This window comes from Caballeronia sp. LZ008 (genome assembly GCF_031451435.1).
GTDB classification, from domain to species: Bacteria; Pseudomonadota; Gammaproteobacteria; order Burkholderiales; family Burkholderiaceae; genus Caballeronia; species Caballeronia zhejiangensis.
Window position 1 is genome coordinate 153,702 of sequence record NZ_JARUXK010000045.1, and the last position, 20,228, is coordinate 173,929.

The 20,228-nt window shown below is 64.4% G+C and carries 20 protein-coding genes and 1 pseudogene; 7 read left to right on the forward strand and 14 right to left on the reverse strand.

The window, feature by feature from the left end; translation table 11 throughout:
* Positions 1-61 precede the first annotated feature (61 nt).
* From QCE49_RS34255 to QCE49_RS34265, 3 genes are all read right to left on the reverse strand, one after another.
* On the reverse strand, positions 62-2,725 hold the full coding sequence (locus QCE49_RS34255) for an ATP-binding cassette domain-containing protein (RefSeq protein ID WP_175982412.1): 2,664 nt from the start codon (positions 2,723-2,725) through the stop codon (positions 62-64).
* Positions 2,722-3,021 carry a hypothetical protein gene (locus QCE49_RS34260; RefSeq protein WP_250457698.1) on the reverse strand — a complete coding sequence of 100 codons (300 nt, stop codon included), beginning with the start codon at positions 3,019-3,021 and terminating at the stop codon, positions 2,722-2,724. Before QCE49_RS34260 ends, QCE49_RS34255 begins: the two co-directional genes overlap by 4 nt.
* Positions 3,022-3,419: 398 nt before the next feature.
* A complete protein-coding gene (locus tag QCE49_RS34265; protein ID WP_239295324.1) occupies positions 3,420-3,680 on the reverse strand; it encodes a hypothetical protein in 261 nt (86 codons plus the stop codon).
* 362 nt (positions 3,681-4,042) lie between these two features.
* On the opposite strand from QCE49_RS34265, the gene QCE49_RS34270 reads away from it, so the two are divergent.
* Both QCE49_RS34270 and bamA read left to right on the forward strand, forming a co-directional pair.
* Positions 4,043-4,432 carry a hypothetical protein gene (locus QCE49_RS34270; protein WP_008345356.1) on the forward strand — a complete coding sequence of 130 codons (390 nt, stop codon included), beginning with the start codon at positions 4,043-4,045 and terminating at the stop codon, positions 4,430-4,432.
* Between the two features lie 36 nt (positions 4,433-4,468).
* Positions 4,469-6,763 carry an outer membrane protein assembly factor BamA gene (gene bamA, locus QCE49_RS34275; protein ID WP_008345355.1) on the forward strand — a complete coding sequence of 765 codons (2,295 nt, stop codon included), beginning with the start codon at positions 4,469-4,471 and terminating at the stop codon, positions 6,761-6,763.
* Positions 6,764-6,816: 53 nt separating this feature from the next.
* Here the strand turns inward: bamA and QCE49_RS34280 are convergent, their stop codons facing one another.
* Together QCE49_RS34280 and QCE49_RS34285 are read right to left on the reverse strand one after the other, a co-directional pair.
* Positions 6,817-7,569, reverse strand: a complete 753-nt coding sequence (locus tag QCE49_RS34280) for a winged helix-turn-helix domain-containing protein (RefSeq protein ID WP_175982409.1) — start codon at positions 7,567-7,569, stop codon at positions 6,817-6,819.
* A gap of 2 nt (positions 7,570-7,571) precedes the next feature.
* Complete coding sequence (locus tag QCE49_RS34285; protein WP_051078953.1) at positions 7,572-7,865, reverse strand: DUF2866 domain-containing protein; 294 nt, start codon at positions 7,863-7,865, stop codon at positions 7,572-7,574.
* A gap of 206 nt (positions 7,866-8,071) precedes the next feature.
* Here QCE49_RS34285 and QCE49_RS34290 point away from each other — a divergent pair, with 206 nt between their 5' ends.
* Positions 8,072-9,679, forward strand: a complete 1,608-nt coding sequence (locus QCE49_RS34290; RefSeq protein WP_250457699.1) for an ATP-binding protein — start codon at positions 8,072-8,074, stop codon at positions 9,677-9,679.
* 3 nt (positions 9,680-9,682) lie between these two features.
* Positions 9,683-10,375, forward strand: coding sequence for a response regulator (locus QCE49_RS34295; protein ID WP_250457700.1), 693 nt, complete (start codon positions 9,683-9,685; stop codon positions 10,373-10,375).
* An 8-nt stretch (positions 10,376-10,383) separates the two neighbouring features.
* On the opposite strand, the gene QCE49_RS34300 is transcribed toward QCE49_RS34295, so the two are convergent.
* Together QCE49_RS34300 and QCE49_RS34305 are read right to left on the reverse strand one after the other, a co-directional pair.
* The gene (locus QCE49_RS34300) at positions 10,384-11,688 is read right to left on the reverse strand and encodes an ATP-binding protein (RefSeq protein WP_250457701.1); all 1,305 of its coding nucleotides are present in this window, start codon (positions 11,686-11,688) and stop codon (positions 10,384-10,386) included.
* 11 nt (positions 11,689-11,699) lie between these two features.
* Positions 11,700-12,419: a response regulator gene (locus tag QCE49_RS34305; RefSeq protein ID WP_008345349.1), complete on the reverse strand. Its 720-nt coding sequence runs from the start codon at positions 12,417-12,419 to the stop codon at positions 11,700-11,702.
* A 387-nt stretch (positions 12,420-12,806) separates the two neighbouring features.
* On the opposite strand from QCE49_RS34305, the gene QCE49_RS34310 reads away from it, so the two are divergent.
* The gene (locus tag QCE49_RS34310; protein ID WP_008345348.1) at positions 12,807-13,952 is read left to right on the forward strand and encodes a porin; all 1,146 of its coding nucleotides are present in this window, start codon (positions 12,807-12,809) and stop codon (positions 13,950-13,952) included.
* Positions 13,953-14,015: 63 nt separating this feature from the next.
* On the opposite strand, the pseudogene QCE49_RS34315 reads toward QCE49_RS34310, so the two are convergent.
* The 4 genes and pseudogenes from QCE49_RS34315 to QCE49_RS34700 form a co-directional block, all read right to left on the reverse strand.
* Positions 14,016-14,414: pseudogene (locus QCE49_RS34315) on the reverse strand (fumarylacetoacetate hydrolase family protein); the annotation flags it as partial.
* The gene (locus QCE49_RS34320) at positions 14,357-14,908 is read right to left on the reverse strand and encodes a shikimate dehydrogenase (protein ID WP_250457702.1); all 552 of its coding nucleotides are present in this window, start codon (positions 14,906-14,908) and stop codon (positions 14,357-14,359) included. The gene QCE49_RS34320 and the pseudogene QCE49_RS34315, both read right to left, overlap by 58 nt.
* Positions 14,905-15,393, reverse strand: coding sequence for a hypothetical protein (locus QCE49_RS34695; protein WP_409017639.1), 489 nt, complete (start codon positions 15,391-15,393; stop codon positions 14,905-14,907). The genes QCE49_RS34320 and QCE49_RS34695 overlap by 4 nt, the downstream gene beginning before the upstream one ends.
* Before the next feature lie 72 nt (positions 15,394-15,465).
* Entirely contained in the window at positions 15,466-16,176 is a 711-nt protein-coding gene (locus tag QCE49_RS34700; RefSeq protein ID WP_409017640.1) for a CoA-transferase, read from the reverse strand.
* A 154-nt stretch (positions 16,177-16,330) separates the two neighbouring features.
* Between QCE49_RS34700 and QCE49_RS34330 the strand changes: the two genes are divergently transcribed.
* Together QCE49_RS34330 and QCE49_RS34335 are read left to right on the forward strand one after the other, a co-directional pair.
* A complete protein-coding gene (locus QCE49_RS34330) occupies positions 16,331-16,672 on the forward strand; it encodes a helix-turn-helix domain-containing protein (protein ID WP_250457703.1) in 342 nt (113 codons plus the stop codon).
* A 2-nt stretch (positions 16,673-16,674) separates the two neighbouring features.
* Positions 16,675-18,003 carry a type II toxin-antitoxin system HipA family toxin gene (locus QCE49_RS34335; protein ID WP_250457704.1) on the forward strand — a complete coding sequence of 443 codons (1,329 nt, stop codon included), beginning with the start codon at positions 16,675-16,677 and terminating at the stop codon, positions 18,001-18,003.
* 9 nt (positions 18,004-18,012) lie between these two features.
* On the opposite strand, the gene QCE49_RS34340 is transcribed toward QCE49_RS34335, so the two are convergent.
* Genes QCE49_RS34340 through QCE49_RS34350 form a run of 3 tightly spaced genes read right to left on the reverse strand, consistent with a single transcriptional unit; the run spans position 18,013 to position 20,218 of the window.
* Complete coding sequence (locus QCE49_RS34340) at positions 18,013-19,320, reverse strand: chloride channel protein (protein ID WP_008345342.1); 1,308 nt, start codon at positions 19,318-19,320, stop codon at positions 18,013-18,015.
* A 48-nt stretch (positions 19,321-19,368) separates the two neighbouring features.
* Positions 19,369-19,767 carry a MarR family winged helix-turn-helix transcriptional regulator gene (locus QCE49_RS34345; RefSeq protein WP_008345341.1) on the reverse strand — a complete coding sequence of 133 codons (399 nt, stop codon included), beginning with the start codon at positions 19,765-19,767 and terminating at the stop codon, positions 19,369-19,371.
* A 49-nt stretch (positions 19,768-19,816) separates the two neighbouring features.
* Positions 19,817-20,218, reverse strand: a complete 402-nt coding sequence (locus tag QCE49_RS34350) for a hypothetical protein (protein ID WP_008345340.1) — start codon at positions 20,216-20,218, stop codon at positions 19,817-19,819.
* Positions 20,219-20,228 lie beyond the last annotated feature (10 nt).

Sequence of the window (20,228 nt, forward strand, 5' to 3'; positions counted from 1 at the left end):
TGCTTCCGTTCAACGGCGCAGCATTGCATCGGTCACATTCGAACGCGCGCTCGCGCCGCCCTCATCGAAGCGATGTGCGCGCCGTCACGTCGCCGATCGTCGCGATCAGCTTCGGCGCGGCGACCGGCTTCGTCAGATGCGCCTGAAAGCCCGCGGCCTGTGCGCGCGAACGTGCATCCGCCTGCGTGTGTCCCGTCAGCGCGATCGCGGGCATGCGTTCGGACAGCGACGCGCCGCGGCGCGACTCTTCCTCGCGAATGAGTCGCAGCACGTCGTAGCCGTTCTGTTCGCCGCCTAGCACGATGTCGCACAGAAGCGCGTCCGGCCACTGCGCGCCGGGCAGTTCGCGCAGACGCGCAAGCGCTTCATCGCCCGATGCGCAAGACATGACGCGCGCGCCCACCGATTCGAGCACGGCTTCGAGCGCATCGCGCGCGTCTTCCTGGTCGTCGAGCACCATCACGGTGATGCCGGCCAATGCATCGTCATGCGTGGCTTCGGACGCTTGCGGATCGTCGAGCACGGGACGCAGCGGCATCGTCGCGACATACGCGACATGCTCGTCGATATAGCGCACCGTGAAGCCGCCGCCCATTTCGTTCAATGCGGATTCGAGCCGCCGCATCTGCTGCGAAGACAGATCGGCGGGACTCGCGCGCTGACCGATCACCGTGAGATTCGCGTGATTGTCTTCGCGGAACACGCGCAGTTCGATGCGCTCGCCGCGCGCCGCCGAGCTCATGTGCGAACGGCACAGATCGGCCACGATCTGCTGCAGCACGCTGGCATCGCCCGAGACGCGCAAACCCGGATCGCTGATGACCGTGTAGAGATTCACGCCGCGCGTGACGATCTCGTCGTGCAGCGCATCGACCACGCCTGCGACGAGCGCATCCAGTCCGAGCGCCGTCGCGGATACCTTGCGTTGCGCGTGCTTCAGCTCGCCCTGCTGCCATTGCAGCGACCACATGCGCGCGTACACGCCATCGCGCGCGAGCAGTTCGTCGTGCTGTCCCTGCTCGACGATGCGTCCATGCTCCATCACGAGAATCCAGTCGGCATCGACGACAGTGGACAGCCGGTGCGCGATGACGATCGACGTGCGGCCCTCCGCGAGCCTGTCGAGCTCGTTCTGGATCGCGCGTTCGGAGCGCGTATCGAGCGCGGACGTCGCTTCGTCGAACACGATGATGCGCGGATTCTTGAGTATCGCCCGCGCAATCGCGATGCGCTGACGCTCGCCGCCGGAGAGCCGCACGCCGCGCTCGCCGACGCGCGTCTCGTAGTCGTCCGGCAGACGCTCGATGAAGCCGTCGAGTTGCGCCGCGCGGGCCGCCCGCGCGATGTCCGCGCGCGTCGCGCCGGGACGCCCATAGCCGATGTTGTAGGCGATCGTGTCGTTGAAGAGCACGGTGTCCTGCGGCACGATGCCGATGGTCGCGCGCAGGCTGTTCTGCGTGACCTGCGAGATGTCCTGACCGTCGATGCGTATCGCGCCCGCCGTCGGCTCGTAGAGCCTGAACAGCAGCTTCACGAGCGTCGACTTGCCCGATCCGCTGCCGCCGACGACCGCGAGCTTCTTGCCCGGATGCGCGCGAAAATCGACATCGCGCAGAATCTGCCGCGCCGGATCGTAGCCGAACTCGACATGATCGAACTCGATCTCGCCCGCCGTCACGACGAGCGGCTTCGCGTGCGCTTCATCGACATCCTCGCGCACGCGGCCGCGCGACAGCAGAATGTTGAACATGCGCTCGACGTTGACCATCGCGTCGTTGGTCTCGCGAAACACGAAGCCGAGCGTGTTGAGCGGATTGCACACCTGCACGATATACGCGTTGACGAGCACGAGATCGCCCACGCTCATCGTGCCCGCGACGACGTGTTGCGCCGCGCGCAACATCACCGCCGCAATGCCGATCGTGATGATCGTGCTCTGCCCGACATGCAGCAGCGTGAGCGCGCGCTGATTGGCGATGCGCGCATGCACCCACTGCTCCAGCACGCTCGAAAGACGCCGCGTTTCGATGCTTTCGCTCGCGAAGAACTTCACCGTTTCGTAGTTGAGCAGGCTGTCGACGAGACGGCCGTCCGATTGTGCTTCGAGGCCGTTCACCGCGCGCTGGAAGCGCATGCGAAAGCGCGTGAAGATGACCGTCCACACCGAATACAGCACGAACGTCGCGCCGATGATCGCCATGAATTCCAGCGAATACGCATGCACCATGACCGCGACGATCGTGCCGATCTCGATCATCACCGGCACGATCGTGAAGAGCGATGTGCCGAGCAAAAAGCCGATGCCGTCCGCGCCCTTCTGCACGTCGCGCACGACCGCGCCGGTTTCGCGCCGCGCATGAAAGCGCGCGCCGAGCGCATGAAGATGCGCGAACGTGCGCTCGGTGAACGACGCGACCGTGCGCTGCGTGACGATGCTGAAGACGACGTCGCGCGCTTCGTTGAGCACATCGCCGAGATAGCGCAGCAGGACGTAGGCGAGGACGAGAAAGACCGGAAAGACGACGCTCGATGCGGGATGGCTGAACTCGTCGATGACGCGCTTGAGCATCAGCGGCACCCCGACCACCGCGAGCCGCGCGCCGATCATCAGCGCGACCGCCGCGGCGGTCTGATAGCGCCAGGCCCACACCGCGCGCCACAGATCGGCGCCGATGCGCCTGCGCAGACGCGCGCGCTCCTGATCCTCCGTTACGCGGGCCGTCACTGCTTCCAGTCCTTGCGCTTGCCCGCGCCGGGATTCGATGCGCCCTTCGTCGCGGATTGCGCGTTGTTCTTCTGCACGCGCTCTTCTTCCATGCGGCTAAGCGTGGCCGGGTCCGTGCCCGACTGGCCCGCGGCGCCCGCGCCGCCGGCGACACCCGCGGATTTCCCGGACGCCTGGTTTCCCGATGTGGAATGGCCTGGCGGCGCACCGTTTTGCTGGGCGTTTGCGAGCGTGACGCCCGACAGCGAGACGCACGCGAGCGTGTGGATCATTCCCGATCGTAATTTGCGATTCATGGCGTTCTTCCTGCAACAGGGAGTGGTCAGCACTGGTGTGTCGATCAGCAACCCGTGCGCCCGGGACCGCGATGACGGACCGAATGGGAAGCGTCAAAGGGCCTGAATCCAGCATGAACCCACGTCATCATCGGGACGCCCGAAGGTCTTGTCCGACAGCGAATCGATATCGCCGGAGGCATCTCAGGCTGTTTTGCAATTCGGGAAGCAATGCCATGCACTCTTTACTATTGCAACCGATCTGTCGTAGACGAATCTGACGCTATTCCTGTTCGGAAACTCTACGCTCGAATTGCGTGAGCGTGAGGTCGATCCTCGAGAGAGTCTGCCTATCCATCTTGTCGTAGTGGGATTGAGATCGAAAAGACTCGACCCAGTACGTTTGCAGGCAATTGCCTTCAATGAGCCTTGCGCGCCGCCTCTTCCAGCCGCAAGGACGATTCGAGAACTTCGCTCGAAGACGTGACGAATTCGCGTGCCCATTGCGTGGCGGCGCGCTCGGCGGCGCTCCGTGTTCCATACGCGACGTTGGTCGGAAAGGTCGCTTTGGGCACTTCGTCGTGCTTTCGATAATCTCGCTGGCGCGAGAACTGTGCGATCGCGGTCCAGCCGTCATCCGGTACGTGTTCTGGAATGATCTCGACAAAAAAACCGCTCATGGAGTACATGATGTCCTTCGTTTAAAAGCACATCTGCTGATGCAAGGTCCGAACGCCCGGAGAAACGCCCGACCGTTCGAGCGCTGCCTTGCCGCGCCGCTTTCGACGGCCACGCAATGCACGTTTTTCCAGACATGCGATGTAAATCAGGCATTCGGATAGCCTAGCCCTTATCGAGCAAATATCGGACCGCAGCGCCTAAAAAATCACGCGCATTTCATGATGTGGTTATAGGAAAGCATTCGATTGAATGCGCCGCTTTCTTGGCCGCATCCCGGGCAACATCCGGTAAGAGGCGCGTAACCCAATGCGCGTCGTGCCTTCATAGACTGTGCGCTTTCGATAACCCGCTTCGAACGCACATGCGCCCGGCTCTCACAATCGATTCGCTCGCGAGCTTCCGGCTTAGCGAAGACGGCGGCTATCTCGTCGTCGACGCGCGCTCGGGCTCGTCGGTCGCATTGCATTGCTCCGTCATGCACGAGTTGATCGCCGCGCTCGCGCACGCCATCGCGTGCTCGGAAAGAATCCGCAAGAAAAATCGCGCGGCCAAATTCACGATGCATTGCGCAGGCTGGGAAGTCGCGCTCGATGCGGATGGCACCGGCGCGCTCATTCTCTCCTTCGTCCTTCAGGGCGGCGCGCAGCTCTCCTTTCGCATACGCCGCGAAAGCGCGCTGCAGATCCATGAAGTCATCGGCGCGGCGACCGGCCAGTCCCTGCCTGCCATCGGCGATGCACCGATCCAGTAAGCCCGCGCCGCTCTCTCCACTTTTCCCGGTTCCCGCATGAAGCATCACATCTATCGCTCGCTCGCAGTCGCGGCGGGCGCCCTCGTCAGCGCGCACGCGCATGCCGGCAGCAGCTTCATCGTGCGCGACATTCGCGTGGAAGGCGTGAGCCGCGTCGATCCGTCGACGGTCTTCGCCAATCTCAAGATACGGCGCGGCGACACCTTCACCGAGACGGGAGCCACCGATGCGATCCGCGCGCTCTACGACACCGGCCTCTTCACCGACGTGAGCGTGTCGACCGAAGGCGACGTGCTCGTCGTGCGCGTCGTCGAAGCGGCGGCCATCGCCGGCGTTCAGTTCGCGGGCGTGCATGAATTCGACAAGGACAATTTGTCGAAGGCGTTGAAATCGGTCGGACTCGCGCCGGGTCAGACCTACAACAAGGCGCTCGCGAACCGCGCGGAACAGGAACTCAAGCGCCAATATCTGATGCGCGGCTTTTACGCCGCCGAAGTCACGACCACGGTGACGCCGCTCGATCGCGGCCGCGTGCAACTGCTTTTCTCGGTCGCCGAAGGACCGAGCGCGAAGATCAGGCAGATCAATTTCCTCGGCAACACCGCGTTCGATGAAAAGACGCTGCACGACGAGATGCAGCTCTCCACGCCCAACTGGTTTTCCTGGTACACGAAGAACGATCTTTATCAGAAGGAGAAGCTCACCGGCGATCTGCAAAACCTGCGCTCGTTCTATCTCGATCGCGGCTACCTCGAATTCAGCGTGGAATCGACGCAGGTTTCGATCTCGCCCGACAAGAAGGACATGTATCTGACGATCATGCTGCACGAAGGCAAGCCTTACACCATCACGAGCGTGAAGCTCGCGGGCAATCTGCTCGGGCGCGATGCGGAATTGGCGCGGCTCGTGAGCATCGAGCCGGGCGAGCTGTTCTCGGCTAACAAGCTGCAGCAAGTGACGCAGACGCTCGTCGACAGGCTCGGCGGATACGGCTACGCCTTCGCGAGCGTGAACGCGCAGCCGGACATCGATCAGGCGCATCACACGGTCGCGCTCACGTTGCAGGTCGATCCGGGCAAGCGCGTGTATGTGCGCCGCGTCGAAGTGATCGGCAATACGCGCACGCGCGATGAAGTCGTGCGCCGTGAAATGCGCCAGTTCGAAAGCGCATGGTTCGACAGTCAGGCGCTCAAGCTCTCGAAAGACCGCATCAGCCGTCTCGGCTATTTCACCGATGTCGATGTGACGACCGTGCCCATCGAAGGCGATCCGGATCAGGTCGACGTTCAGATGAAAGTGACAGAGAAACCGACAGGGGCGATCACGCTCGGCGCGGGCTTTTCATCGACGGACAAGGTCGTGCTGTCCGCCGGCGTCACGCAGGACAACGTGTTCGGCTCGGGCACGAGTCTCGGCGTGAACGTCAATACGGCGAAGACGTATCGCACGCTGAGCATCACGCAGACGGACCCGTACTTCACCGTCGACGGCATTCAGCGCATCACCGATGCGTATTACCGGACGACGTATCCGCTCTACTATTCGAGCGATTCGAGCTTTCGTATCGTGAGCATGGGCGTCGACACGAAGTTCGGCATTCCGTTCTCCGAATCGGACATGGTGTACTTCGGCGCGGGCGTCGAGCAGGATCGCTTCAATACCGATTCGGATACGCCGCAATCGTATCTGGACTACGTGAGCGAGTTCGGCCGTGTGGTGAACAACGTGCCGCTCACGGCGAGCTGGAAGCGCGACCATCGCGACAGCGCGCTGGTGCCGAGCCGCGGCTATTATTTGCAGGCCAACGCGGAAGTGGGCACGCCGCTCGGCAACACCGAGTACTACAAGACCGATTTCACCGCGCAGTATTACCACTCGTTCTCGCGCGGCTTCGTGTTCGGCGTGAATCTTCAGGCGGGCTATGGCTCGGGTCTGGGTGGCAAGTCGTATCCGATCTTCAAGAATTACTACGCGGGCGGCATCGGTTCCGTGCGCGGCTACGAGTCGAGCTCGCTCGGTCCGCGCGACAAGACGACGAACGATCCGATCGGCGGCTCGAAGATGGTCGTCGCCAACATCGAGATGACGTTCCCGTTGCCGGGCACCGGCTACGACCGCACCTTGCGCGTGTTCACCTTCGTCGATGGCGGCAACGTCTGGGGCGACGAAGGCAACAGCACGGGATCGAACGGCCTGCGCTACAGCTACGGCATGGGCCTCGAATGGATTTCGCCGATCGGCCCGCTGAAGCTGAGCCTCGGTTTCCCGATCGTGCATCACAGCGGAGACACGTATCAGAAGTTCCAGTTTCAGATCGGCACCGCGTTTTAAGGCTCTTTACGTGAATCTCCGGCGAAGAGCCCGGCCCGTCCCGGTTCGGCGATCTACGCATGAGCGGGCATGACCGCGCCGAGCTTCGCGCCATTCGGACTGAAGGCGTAGCCGCGCCCGCGTATCGTCTGAATGAGGCGCGGCTCTGCGGGATCGTCCTCGACGATCTGTCGCAAACGGCACACGAGCGCATCGACCGAGCGCTCGGACAGCGCGCAGCCCTGCTCGCTCAACTGACGGGTGAGGCGCAGGCGCGACATCACCGTCATCGGATTGCGCGCGAACAACGCGAGCAGTTCGAGGAGCCTGTCGTGTACGTCGATGGCCACGCGCTTGCGCTTCAGCGTGCGCTTCGCCGGATCGAGCACGAAGTCGCCGAGGCGCAGCTTGCCGTCGCCGGGCGTGACCGGCAATGCACGCCCGGCGCGATGACGCAACAGATTGCGCATCCGCGAAAGAATCTCGCGCTCGTTGCAGGGCAGTTGCACGAAGTCGTCGGCGCCGAGATCGAGACAGGTGATGGCGTCCATCCAGCCGTGCGGCGCGCCGATGACGAGCACCGCGATATCCGGATGCAGCGTGCGCAGATCGCAGAGCACGGCTGCCGTGGGCGTGTCGGTCAGTTCGTTGCTGAGCAGGATCAGCGAAGGCTTCGTGTGCTCGATCTCGACGGCGAGCGTCTCTGCATTCGAGATCGTTCGCATCGCCGGGTAATAGCTCGAAAGAAATGCGCGCAGTTTTTGCCGAACGCCGTCATCCGGCTCGACGATGACGATGCGATGCGGCTCGTGCGTACCGGACATCATCGTTACGCCCTCCGCAGCTTCGGACGGCCGAGCGCGGCCGCATCGAGCGCGACGTGACGTTCGCCGTTGGCGTGCAGGCGCATGCGCTCGCGGATTTCGGGTTCCGTCGCGCTCACATGCACCGCGATGAACGAGCGTTCGCCGCGAAAGTTGATCCATTCGACGACACGGCAGGACGCGCCCCACGGCTGCACGATCGGCGCGGAAAGGCGGCAGCCGCGCAGTTTCGTCGCGGGTTCGTCGGCGATCTGCGCTACATCGGCGGAACTTCGTCCGGGCCAGGACGGGCGCTTCATATCGGCCTCCTTTGGTTCGGTGCGTGGCATGGCGTAACTCCGTGGTTTTCCCTTGAGATTGCCAGCGACGTTAGCGATCAATGCCGCATCCAGCATGGAGAAAAAGTGGAGAAGTCGTGGAGATTCGCGAGGAAACTGCGTGACGAAGGCCGCATCAACTAGAATCGGCCGTCATTCAATCCGCCTGCCACGCGAAGGGTTCCTCATTGAAGTTTCGTTTTGGCATCGCCTCGAAGATCTTTCTGCTCGTGCTGGTCGCGTGTCTCGTCATCACGTTGACGATGGGCTACGCCGTGCGCGTCAGCTTCGAGAACGGCTTTCTGCATTACGTGCGCGAACGCGATGCGGGGCGCGAACGCGCCGTGATGGCGAAGGTCGCGAGCGAGTACGCCGCGCACCGCAACTGGGCGTTCCTGCGCGGCAACGACGACGCATGGCTCGCGCTGCTCGACGACGCACAGGAGCAGTTCGTGCGGCGCGAGATCGAAGACATGCGCGCGACCGTGCCGAGCGCGTGGCGCAGCTTTCCGGGCAGCGGGAGCGTGGCGCGCATCCTCGGGCCGCTCGGCGAGCCGTGGCACGGCCCGCACTGGGGCATGCGTCCTTCGAACGCGTTGCCGAACCCGTCGCCTTTCGCGCCGCCCGAATCCGCACGTCTGCGCGATTCGCTGAATACAGCGCCCGAAATCGAATCGGCGGATCGCGTGCGCGGGCATAGACGGGAACGTCCGCCTGCCGCGCTGTTCGATGCGGATCGCGCGCTCGTCGCATCCACCAACGAGCCGCCGCCGCCGGATGCGCCCGCGTCGCCCGTGCGCGTGCATGGCAAGATCGTCGGCTGGCTCGCAACCGCCGGGCCGACGCCGCTCACCGACGCCGCCGACATCGCGTTTCAGGCGCAGCAGATGCGCGCGACCTGGCAGATCGGCGGCGTCGCCGTGATACTCGCCGCCGTCGTCGCGATGGTGCTCGCGCGCCTCGTGCTCGTGCCGGTGCGCCGCGTGATGGCCGCGACGCATCGGCTCGCGAGCGGTGACTATTCGATTCGCGTGCCCGCGAAGAATCGCGACGAGCTCGACAAGCTCGCATCGGACTTCAACTCGCTCGCCGATTCGCTGGAGCGCGCGGAACGTTGCCGGCGCGAGTTCATCGCGGACGTGTCGCACGAATTGCGCACGCCGCTCGCCGTGCTGCGCAGCGAACTCGAAGCGATCGAAGACGGCGTGCATGTATTCGATGCCGCATCGCTCGCCTCGCTGCAGACGGAAGTCGCGGCGCTGAACAAGCTCATCGAAGACCTGTACGACCTGTCGCTGAGCGATGTCGGCATGCTGCGCTATCGCAAGGCGCCCGCGCAGGTGAACGCGCTCACGCGCGCGTCCGTCGATGCGATGCGTCAGTCGTTCCGCGCGAAGCGGCTCGCCATCGATGTCGAATGCAGCGATGCGCTCGCCTCCGCCGATGTCGATGTCGACGCCGCGCGTTTCGTGCAATTGCTGAAGAACCTGCTGCAGAATTCCCTGCGCTACACGGATCCGAACGGGCGCGTGCGCGTCGCGCTCGCGGGCGCACCCGACGACTGGACGCTCAACGTGCAGGACTCGTCGCCGGGCGTGCCGACGTCCGCGCTGCCGCATCTCTTCGACCGTTTCTATCGCGTCGACGAATCGCGCAGCCGGCAAAGCGGCGGCGCGGGACTCGGGCTCTCGCTATGCAAGGCGATCGTCACGGCGCATGGCGGCAGCATCCGCGCGGACGATTCGGCCCACGGCGGCGTGTCGATCACCGCGCGCTTTCCTTCCCACCGCGAGTAAGCGATGCCCGTAACTTCTGCCGCCCATGTCCTGATCGTCGAGGACGAGCCGAAGCTGGCCGCCGTGCTCGCCGACTATCTGCGCGTCGCGGGTTACATCGTGACGACGCTCGCCGATGGCGCGCAGGTCATCCCGTTCGTGCGTCAAACGCCGCCTTCGCTGATGCTGCTCGACCTGATGTTGCCGGGCCGCGGCGGACTCGATATCTGCCGCGAATTGCGGACGTTTTCGGAGCTGCCGGTCATCATCCTGACGGCGCGCATCGACGAGATCGATCGTCTGCTCGGACTCGAAACCGGCGCGGACGACTACGTGTGCAAGCCGTTCAGCCCGCGTGAAGTGGTCGCGCGCGTGAAGGCGATCTTGCGTCGCGCGGGCGGCGCGAACGCAACCGCGAGCGGCGCGGCGGCCAGTGCGCTGCAAATCGATCCGCAGTTTCATCGCGTGACGCTCGACGGCCACGAACTGCGCCTCACGCCGATCGAATTCCGATTGCTGCATCTGCTGCATGTGTCGATGGGCCGAATACTGCCGCGCTCGTTTCTGCTCGATAACGTCTACGCGGATCATCGCGTGGTGACGGATCGCACGATCGACAGCCACATCAAGAATCTGCGCCGCAAGCTGCAGGACGTCCGGCCCGAGGGCGAGATCATCGTCTCGGTCTACGGCGTCGGATACAAGCTCGAAATCTGAGCGAACGTTCAGTTCGATGCGGGCATCGTCACGCGCGCGACCAGGCCCGAAGGCTCGCGATTGATGAGCGCGAGCGTTCCGCCGTGCGAACGCACGATGTCATCGACGATCGACAGCCCGAGGCCCACGCTGCCGGGCCGCTGCGCGCGCGCCGGGTCCAGGCGCACGAACGGCTCGATCACGTCCTGAAGGCGATCGGCGGGAATGCCCGGCCCGTCGTCGGTCACGTCGATCACCACGTTGCCTGCATCGAGCGCCGCCGTCACGACGATCTCCGTGCCGAAGTGAATGGCGTTGTCGATGAGATTCGTGAGCACGCGCTGGATCGCATCCGGCTTGCAGAAGAACGGAATCTGATCCGGCCCGTCGTAGCGGATCGCCGCGCCCGACTCCGCGTATTCGTCGCATAGCGTGCCGAGCAGCGCGCCGAGATCGAGCCACTCTTTTTTCTCCGCGCCCGCATCGCTCGTGAGGAATGCGAGGGCGGAACTCACCATTGTCTGCATCAGATCGATGTCGCGCAGCAGCTTGGCGCGCTCGATCTCTTTCTTCTCGGCGTCGAGCTGCAGGCGCATGCGCGTGAGCGGCGTGCGCAGATCGTGGCTGATCGCGGCGAGCATGCGCGTGCGGCTTTGCATCGAGCGCGCGATGCGTTCCTGCATACGGTTGAACGCATGCGCGGCGCGGCGGATTTCGAGCGGTCCTTCTTCATCGATCGGCGCAACGGTGATGTCGCGGCCGAACGCATCGGCTTTCTCGGACAATCGCCGCAACGGGCGAATCACGCGCGACACCGCCCACGCCGACAATCCCGCGACGCCCACGCACAGAAACGCGAGCGCGCCGAAGAACGGAATCGTGAAGCGATCGGGCTCGCGTTCGTTGCGGTCGGTGCGAATCTCCAGCGTGCGCTGGCCGAGGGGAATCAGCACTTGAAGATTCTGCGTCGGCTGACGCGCATCGCACGTTCGCACCGTCAGCGCCGCGCCCGCGTGCAGTTCCGCTCTGAGCGCGGCTTCGAGATCGTGCGTGTCGAGCGTCGAGCCTTTGCAGATGACGGCATCGTCGACGAGCTTCGCCGTCATGCGCGCGCGACCGGCGGCGGCCAGCACGCGCACGCGGTCCGCGTCGGGCGTCGCGCTCAGCATGTCCACCAGCGCGACGATGCGATACGACGTCTGCCACGGCCACGGCGGGCTCGGCGGCGCGCCGGGATAGAACAGCAACACGATGAAGAGCAACAGCGTCGCCGCCGACGAGCCCGCGACGATCGCGAGAATCTGCCCGAGCGTGGTCGCGAAAACGCGCGGCATCAGGCGGCGCATCACTGGGCGGTCACTTCGGGCTGGAACGCGTAACCGTCGGCGCGCACGGTCCGGATCGGATCATCGAGCGGATCGTCGCCCGCGAGCTTGCGGCGCAGCCGGCTCACGAGCAGATCGACGGAGCGCGTCGCGATCGGGAAGTTTTTGCCGCGCGTGAGACGGATGAGTTCTTCGCGCGATAGCACTTGCCGCGGATGCTGGCACAGCACGAGCAGCAAGTCGGTTTCGGCGCCCGTCAACGGCACGCGCAAGCCGGCGGGCGAGCGTAGAAAGCGCCGGTACGGATAGAACGTGAAGCCGGAGAACGTCATCACGATTTCGCTTGCCGGCGCGCGCGCGGCGGCCTCGTTCGTCTGGCCGCGGCGCAACACGACGCGGATGCGCGCGAGCAGCTCGCGCAGATCGAAGGGCTTCGACACGTAATCGTCCGCGCCGAGTTCGAGGCCGACGACCTTGTCGGTCGGTTCGGACAGCGCGGTCAGCATGATGATGGGCGGCCCGCCCGATGCACGCACGCGACGGCAGAAGCTCAGGCCGTCTTCGCCGGGCAGCATCACGTCGAGCAGCACGAGGTCGAAGCCGCCGCGCGCGAGCAGTTCGTGTCCGGCTTCCGCGCTTCCGGCGACCTGCACGCGAAAGCCCTTGCCGCGCAGATAATCCGCGAGCGATTCGCTGATTTCCGGGTCGTCTTCCACGAGCAGCAGTTGAGATTCGTTCACTTCGTTGCACCGGTTCGAGAGCGGGCGGCGTCGCGCCTCAAGACGAGATTGTCCATCAATCCGGACCTCAACTTCATGTCAATCCGGACACACTCGGCCATCTTACTCAGTACGCGGATGTCGCGCGCAGACCACAACGTCCTTCCGATTCGCACAAGGCATTACCGCAGGTAATCGCGATTCGCGCCGCATTGCGGCATCGCGCGCACGCGAACGCATTGATGCTCAAGGGATTCCTCTTTCGCTGTGCTCCGCAGGCGCACGCGTTACACAACATTCGGTAACTCACGTCCAACGAAAGCACGTCATGTGCCGTGATTTAATCCGCCGTCCGATGCGTCGACCGATCGATCGGAAAGAACCTCAAGCTCTCTTGGAGATACCACAGTGAAGAAATCCCTATTCACGCTGAGCGCGCTGGCCGCGCTCGGCACCGTCGCCGGCACGGCGCACGCGCAAAGCAGCGTGACGCTCTATGGCCTCATCGACGCGGGCCTCACCTACACGAACAATCAGGGCGGCGCGCATAACGTTCAGGCGACGAGCGGCGCCGTCAACGGCAGCCGCTGGGGCCTGCGCGGAACGGAAGATCTCGGCGGCGGCCTGAAGGCGATCTTCACCCTCGAAAGCGGCTTCAGCATCATGAACGGCAAGCTCGGCCAAGGCGGACGCGAGTTCGGCCGTCAGGCGTTCGTCGGACTGTCGAGCGATCGCGCGGGCGCACTCACGCTCGGCCGTCAGTACGATTCCGTCGTCGATTATCTCGGCCCGCTCGCACTCACGGGCACGCAATACGGCGGCACGCAGGCCGCGCATCCGTTCGACAACGACAACCTCGACAACTCGTTCCGCGTCAGCAACTCCGTGAAGTACCAGAGCCTGAACTACGGCGGCTTCAAGTTCGGCGGCCTGTATGGCTTCTCGAACGATGCGGGCGGCTTCGCGACGAATCGCGCGTATAGCGTGGGCGCATCGTACAACTACGGTCCGTTGAACGTAGCGGCGAGCTACATGCAGCTGAACAACGCGGGCGCGACGCTGAATTCGAGCGGCGCAGTCAGCGATGACGCCACGTTCAGCGCAAGCCGTCAGCGCACGTTCGGCGCGGGCCTGAGCTACACGTTCGGCGCGGCGCAAGCGGGCTTCGTCTTCACGCAGACGCGACTCGACGGCGCGACGGGCATCGGCGCATCGGCATCGGGCACGACCAACGGCATCACGCTCGATGGCGGCAGCGCGCGCTTCACCAACTACGAAGTGAACGGCCGCTACAACCTGACGCCCGCGTGGTCGGTGTCGGGCGCGTACACCTTCACCGACGGCCATCTCGAAGGCGTCGATCCGAAGTGGAATCAGTTCAGCCTGCAAACGGCGTACGCGCTGTCCAAGCGCACCGACGTGTATCTGCAAGGCGTGTATCAGCACGTGAGCGATACGGGCGATTCGGGCATCACGGCGGCGATCAACGGACTGTCGGCATCGTCGACGAACAGCCAGGTCTCGGCGACCGTGGGCTTGCGTCACCGCTTCTGATCGAAGCGTGAGCGAACGGCGGACGCGTATGTCCGCCGTTTTTGCGTCGCATGGGTTGCGGCGTTACTGATCGTCCCAGCGCGCGACGGTCTGTTCCTGAACGCCGAGCCCTTCGACGGATAGCTTCATCACGTCGCCCGGTTTCAGGTATTGCTCGGGCTTCATGCCGAGGCCGACGCCCGGCGGCGTGCCCGTCGTGATGACATCGCCCGCTTCGAGCACGACGAACTGGCTGATGTACGAAACGAGCTTGCTGATCGGAAAGATCATGTCGGACGTCGATGAGTTCTGGATGCGCTTGCCGTTCAGTTCGAGCCACAGCGGCAGATTCTGCACGTCGCCGAGTTCATCGGGCGTGACGAGCCACGGACCGAGCGGACCGAAGGTGGGCGCCATCTTGCCTTTCACCCATTGACCGCCGTGTTCGAGCTGGAACGCGCGCTCGGACACGTCGTTGCAGACTTCGCGCGATCGATATCGCAGAGCGTGATGTGCGCGACGCCTGCATCCGCGAGCGATACCGCGATGGCCGCGCCCGCGCCGCCGCATCCGAGCACGAGCGCGCGCTTCGCTTTCACGTCGTGGCCCTTCGCGAGCAGGCCGCGCACGAAACCTTCGCCGTCGAACATGTCGGCGTGCCAGCGGCCTTCGTCATCGCGACGCAAAGCGTTCACCGCGCCGATGCGCCGTCCGCGCGAATGCACTTCATCGGCGATGGCGAGCGCACGTGTCTTGAACGGCGACGTCACGAGCAGGCCGTCGAGGTTCTTCAGGCGCGGCAGCGCGGGCAGAACCGCATCGATCTCGCTTGCCTCGATGTGCATCGGCACGAGCACCGCATCGATGCCGGCGTCGGCGAACTTGCGCGTATAGACTTCGGGCGAGCGCACCTGCGCGATCGGATCGCCGATGATGCCGTACAAGCGCGTGCGCCCCGTGATCGACGCGGCGCTCATGCGCGGCTCCCGTACCACTCGGCGATGCGTTGCGAACGATGCCTACATTCCCGGGCCACCGTTTCATCCTTGATGCCCATGAGTTGCGGCGCGAAGATGCGCGCATCCATCTCGTGCACGTCGGTGGCGATGGCTGGACGGAAATCCATATGCGCGAAGACATCGCGTTCGATATCGATGCCCGGCGCGACTTCGATCAACTCCAGCCCTTTATCGCCGACACGAAACACCGCGCGCTCGGTGATGAACAACGCGGAATTGCCGCGCTCGCGCGCGAGCGGCGCGCTATAGCAGATCTGTTCGAGCGAACGCACGAATTTGCGATGCGTGCCTTCCTGCACGATCCGCGTCTTGCCGTTCTCCCATTGCACGTCGAGCCCGCCCGCGGTGAGCGTGCCGCTGAAGATCACGCGCTTCGCGTTCTGGCTGATGTTGATGAACCCGCCGACGCCGACGATCTTGTCGCCGAAGCGGCTGATGTTCACGTTGCCGTGCGCGTCGACTTCCGCGAACGAGAGGAACGCGAGATCGAGACCGCCACCATCGTAGAAGTCGAATTACGACGGCTGCTCGATCATCGCGGCGAAGTTCTGCGCGCCGCCCGAATCGCGGCCTGTGATGGGCGCACCGCCGATCAGCCCTTGCTCGTTGGTGAGGATCACCGAGTCGAGCAGGTCTTCTTCCGCGGCGACGGTCGAGAGTCCCGTCGAAATGCCTGCGCCGAGATTGCACACGGCATGCGGATACAGCTCCATCGCCGCGCGCCGCACGATTACCTTGCGCGGGCCGAACGGCAGCGGACGAATCTCCGAAAGCGGCACGCGCAATTCGCCGGCGTAGCTCGGATCGTAATCGGTCGCGTAAGTCTGACGCTGCTCCGGCTCGACGACGACGAAGTCCACGAGAATGCCGGGGATCTTCACTTGCTTGGGCGGCAGCGTGCCGCGCCGCGCCATGCGTTTCACCTGCACGACGACGATGCCGCCCGCGCGCCGCGTCGCCTGCGCCATCGCGAGCATTTCGCCGAGCACGGCTTCCTGTTCCATCGTGACGTTGCCGTCTTCGTCGGCGGTGGTGCCGCGCAGGAACGCGATATCGATCGGGAACGGCTTGAAGCGCAGCCATTCCTCGCCGTCGATACGCATCAGCTCGACGAGCATCTCTTCCGTCGACGGACTCTGACGCGCGCCCTGCTGACGCGGATCGACGAACGTGCCGAGCCCGGTCTTCGTGATGAGGCCGGGACGCCCGCCCGCCATTTCGCGCATCAGTTGCGACCTTGACGACGAGGCCATTGGGACAAACCCAAAGGACGAGGCATCGACGGGCACGCATCGATTTACAGGCTATGATCTGTTTTAATGCTTAACAACTCAGAGGCTGTAAAATGACATTACAGATCAAAACCTGTAGGAGCACGCGATGGACTATTCGCTGAAAACACTGAGCCAGCTCAGGCCGATCCTGATCGGCTTTCGCAAGGCGGCGGGCCTTACGCAAGCGGCGGTCGCGGCGCGTCTCGGCGTTACGCAGCAGACGTACGCGCAACTCGAAGCCAATCCGGCAGCAGTGAGCGTCGAACGTCTCTTCAAGGTTCTACGCGTGCTCGACGTGGAACTCGCGCTCACGCGAGCGGAAAAGGCGAGCGAAGCCGCGTCGATACACCCGCCGCCGCCCATCGCGGCCAAGGCCACCGCCGCGCGCCCCGCACGCAAGCGCGCCACGGCCGCCGCTGCGGCCTCGAAGAAACGGGAGAACTGGTAAACATGGCGCGCCGCACGCAATCCGGCCGACTCGACCTGTGGATGAACGGCCTGCCCGTCGGGCATTGGGAAACAGGCGCGGCCGGCGAACGCCTCGTCTATCGCGACGACTGGATCGCCGATCCTCAAGGCCGTCCGCTATCGCTGTCGCTGCCCTTCACGCCGGGCAATCAGCCGTGGCGCGGGCAAGTCGTCACCGACTTCTTCGACAATCTCCTGCCCGATAGCGAGCCGATCCGCCGCCGCATCGCCACGCGATTCCGCACCGGCGGCACGGCGCCGTTCCAGTTGCTCGCGCAGTTGGGCCGCGATTGCGTCGGCGCCCTTCAAATGCTGCCGCCCGGCGAAGCGCCCGTCGATCTCGACACCATAAAAGGCCGTGCGCTCACCGCATCGCAGATCGCGCGTCTGTTGCGCGAGACCACATCGGCGCCGCAACTCGGTCAGCACGAAACGGTCGACGACCTGCGCCTGTCCATCGCCGGGGCGCAGGAAAAGACCGCGCTTCTGCGTCACGGCAAGCGCTGGCTTCTGCCCGAAGGCAGCACGCCGACCACGCATATCTTCAAGCTGCCGCTCGGGCTCGTCGGCAACATGCGCGCCGACATGCGTACGTCGGTCGAGAACGAATGGCTCTGCTCGAAGATCGTCGCGGCGTTCGGCCTGCCCATCGCGCGATGCGAAATGGAACGCTTCGACGATCAGAAGGTGCTCGTCGTCGAGCGCTTCGATCGCCGTCTGTCGAGCGACAAATCGTGGATCCTGCGCCTGCCGCAAGAGGACATGTGTCAGGCCACCGGCACGCCCGCGCTGCTCAAGTACGAGTCGGACGGCGGTCCCGGCATCGAACGAATCATGGAGGTGCTCGCCGGATCGACGCACGCCGCACAGGACCGTCTTCGCTTCTTTCGCACGCAGATGATCTTCTGGATACTCGCCGCCACCGATGGTCACGCGAAGAACTTCAGCATCGCGCATCTGCCCGGCAACCGGTATGAATCGACGCCGCTTTATGACGTGCTCTCGGCGCATCCGGTCATCGGTACGCGGGCCAATCAATTCGCCGCGCAACGCGTGCGCCTCGCGATGGCCGTGCGCAGCAAGAACGCGCACTATCTGATCGGCGAGATTCAGCGGCGGCACTGGATCGCGCAGGGGCGGCGCGTCGGCCTTGCCGCGAACGATGTCGAAACGATGATCGATGAACTCGGCGCGCGCACGCCGCACGTCATCGATGAAGTGGCCGCACGCTTGCCACGCGATTTCCCGATGGACGTCGCCGAGACGATCTTCGACGGCATGCGCCGCCTCGCGCGCAAGCTCGCATCGTGACGCGCGGCGTCACTTGCCCATGTACTTCTGCGCGAGCGCTTCGTAGAGCGGCGGTGCGAACAGCTTCGACACCTGGCTCGCAATCAGCGCGGTGGCCATCAGCGACAGCACGAGCGCGTGACCGTTGATCATCTCGATGACGATCACGAACGCCGTGATCGGACTCTGCGTGACGGCGGCGAGATAGCCGACCATGCCGAGCGCGATCAGCATCGGCAATTCCATGTTGCCGAACACGAGATGCAGCGCATTGCCGATGCCCGCGCCGATCGCGAGCGACGGCGCGAAAAGTCCGCCCGGCGCGCCCGGCAGATACGACCCGACCATCGACGCCATTTTCAGCAACGGATAGCTCGCGCCGACTTCCGTGTGGCCTTCGAGCATGCCGCGCGCTTCCGCATAGCCGCTGCCGAAGGTATGGCCGCCCGCCACCACGCCGATGACCGCGATGACGAGCCCGCACGCCGCGCCGAACGCCACCGGATGCGTCTGACGCCAGCTCGCGAGACGGCCCGGCATCCAGCGCTCCGTGTTGAGCAACAGCCAGCAGAAGATGCCGCCCGCGATGCCCGTCACCACGCCGAGCAAAACGACGGCGAGCGCGAGCGATTCGGGGAAGTGTCCGGTGAGATCGATCGTGCCGAAGTAGACGTAGTTGCCTTGCAGCGCGAGCGAAACGATGCCGGCAAAGATGATCGCCGTAATCAGCACGCCGCTCGTGCGCTGCTCGAAGCTGCGCGTGAGCTCTTCGATGGCGAACACCACGCCGGCGAGCGGCGCATTGAACGCCGCCGACAATCCCGCAGCCGCACCCGCGAGCGCGAGATTGCGTTCCAGCGCGCCGCCGCGCATGTTGCGCAAGCGTGTGGGATAGAAGCGGCGCAAGCTGAACATGAGCGCCGCGCCCACATGGATGGTCGGCCCTTCGCGCCCGATGGTGAAGCCGCCGAGAATCGACAGAAACGATATGGCGATCTTGCCGACGAGAATGCGCAGCGTGAGCAGGCGCGGCCCGAGCTCGCGCTTGTCGTGCAGCATCGCGATGACCTGCGGAATGCCGCTGCCTTCGGAGCCGGGAAAGAAGCGGCGCGTCAGCCAGACAGCGAGCGCGCCGATCGCGGGCGTGAGCAGCAGCGGCAACCACCAGTAGACGGCGACGACGCGCAGAAAAGCGTCGTACCCGAAGTCGATCAGCCGTGCATACATGACCGCGACGAGCCCGGTCGCGATCGCGCCGAGCCAGAACACGCCGTAATGCAGCCACAGTCTGCGCGCGCGCAGGATGGTGCGCCGGTCGATGAATCCAGGAATGTGCATCGGGGAAGCCGCCTAAAATTTAAGGCACATTGTGACATAAAAGTTGCATCACACTTCCTGCGGACCGAACACCCAGCCGAACGATCCATAGTGCGCCTTGTGTTCTGCAGCGAGCCTGAGCAGGCACCGCTCGCCCTTCGCGGTGAGGTGAACCTGCACTTGACGGCGATCGGTCTTGTCGGTTTTGCGCGTGACGAGTCCCGCCGTCTCGCATCGCGACACCAGCGCCGCGGTGCCGTTCGGCGCGGCCTGCAGCCGCTCCGCGAGCTCGCCCACGGTGGCCCAGCGCCGTTCGGGAAATCCGCGTACATGCAGAAGCAACTGGTACTGAAGCGTCGTGATGCCGGCCGCGTTGCAGACTTCCTCCGACACGCGCAGGAACTTGCGCAGCTCGTAACGGAAGCTCGACATCGCTTCCAGGTCCTGCTTGTTGATGCTCGATGACATTGGCGATCCTGATTCGAGATTGGCTTGCTCGCGGATCATACGACGCCGGCTACCCGAACACGCGTCGCCACGCCACCCGAAGGCGCCGCGCGCGGTCCTCGAACAGATACGAAGCGAGCAGCGCGAGAAGCATGGAGACGGCGCCCGTCAGCACATGCTCGACGTAAGGCAGACGATAGTGGCCCGGATGCGCATACGCATCGCCGATCGCGGTGAGCACGCCGACGAGCGCTGCATTGCCGTACCGGTTTCCGTAGAGTTTCGCGGCGGGCGTGAAGGTCAGAAGCAGCGCGAGCAGTCCGGTCAGAAGGCCGGTCTTGAACGCCACCATCCAGTGCGCGGCGCTGGCGATATTGCCCCAGCTGCCGGGCATGCACGTCATGCATGCGCTCGTCGGCTGCCAGAAGCGTTGAACGAAGACCTTGATTCGACGCGTCCATTCGTTCCACATGATCGCCGTC

Coding starts and splice junctions, on each gene's coding strand:
- QCE49_RS34260 (WP_250457698.1), bottom strand. CDS start 3,021: ATGAATCGCAAATTACGATCGGGAATGATCCACACGCTCGCGTGCGTC.
- QCE49_RS34265 (WP_239295324.1), bottom strand. CDS start 3,680: ATGAGCGGTTTTTTTGTCGAGATCATTCCAGAACACGTACCGGATGAC.
- QCE49_RS34270 (WP_008345356.1), top strand. CDS start 4,043: ATGCGCCCGGCTCTCACAATCGATTCGCTCGCGAGCTTCCGGCTTAGC.
- bamA (WP_008345355.1), top strand. CDS start 4,469: ATGAAGCATCACATCTATCGCTCGCTCGCAGTCGCGGCGGGCGCCCTC.
- QCE49_RS34280 (WP_175982409.1), bottom strand. CDS start 7,569: ATGATGTCCGGTACGCACGAGCCGCATCGCATCGTCATCGTCGAGCCG.
- QCE49_RS34285 (WP_051078953.1), bottom strand. CDS start 7,865: ATGAAGCGCCCGTCCTGGCCCGGACGAAGTTCCGCCGATGTAGCGCAG.
- QCE49_RS34295 (WP_250457700.1), top strand. CDS start 9,683: ATGCCCGTAACTTCTGCCGCCCATGTCCTGATCGTCGAGGACGAGCCG.
- QCE49_RS34300 (WP_250457701.1), bottom strand. CDS start 11,688: ATGCCGCGCGTTTTCGCGACCACGCTCGGGCAGATTCTCGCGATCGTC.
- QCE49_RS34320 (WP_250457702.1), bottom strand. CDS start 14,908: ATGAGCGCCGCGTCGATCACGGGGCGCACGCGCTTGTACGGCATCATC.
- QCE49_RS34700 (WP_409017640.1), bottom strand. CDS start 16,176: ATGCGCGAAATGGCGGGCGGGCGTCCCGGCCTCATCACGAAGACCGGG.
- QCE49_RS34330 (WP_250457703.1), top strand. CDS start 16,331: ATGGACTATTCGCTGAAAACACTGAGCCAGCTCAGGCCGATCCTGATC.
- QCE49_RS34335 (WP_250457704.1), top strand. CDS start 16,675: ATGGCGCGCCGCACGCAATCCGGCCGACTCGACCTGTGGATGAACGGC.
- QCE49_RS34340 (WP_008345342.1), bottom strand. CDS start 19,320: ATGCACATTCCTGGATTCATCGACCGGCGCACCATCCTGCGCGCGCGC.
- QCE49_RS34345 (WP_008345341.1), bottom strand. CDS start 19,767: ATGTCATCGAGCATCAACAAGCAGGACCTGGAAGCGATGTCGAGCTTC.
- QCE49_RS34350 (WP_008345340.1), bottom strand. CDS start 20,218: ATGTGGAACGAATGGACGCGTCGAATCAAGGTCTTCGTTCAACGCTTC.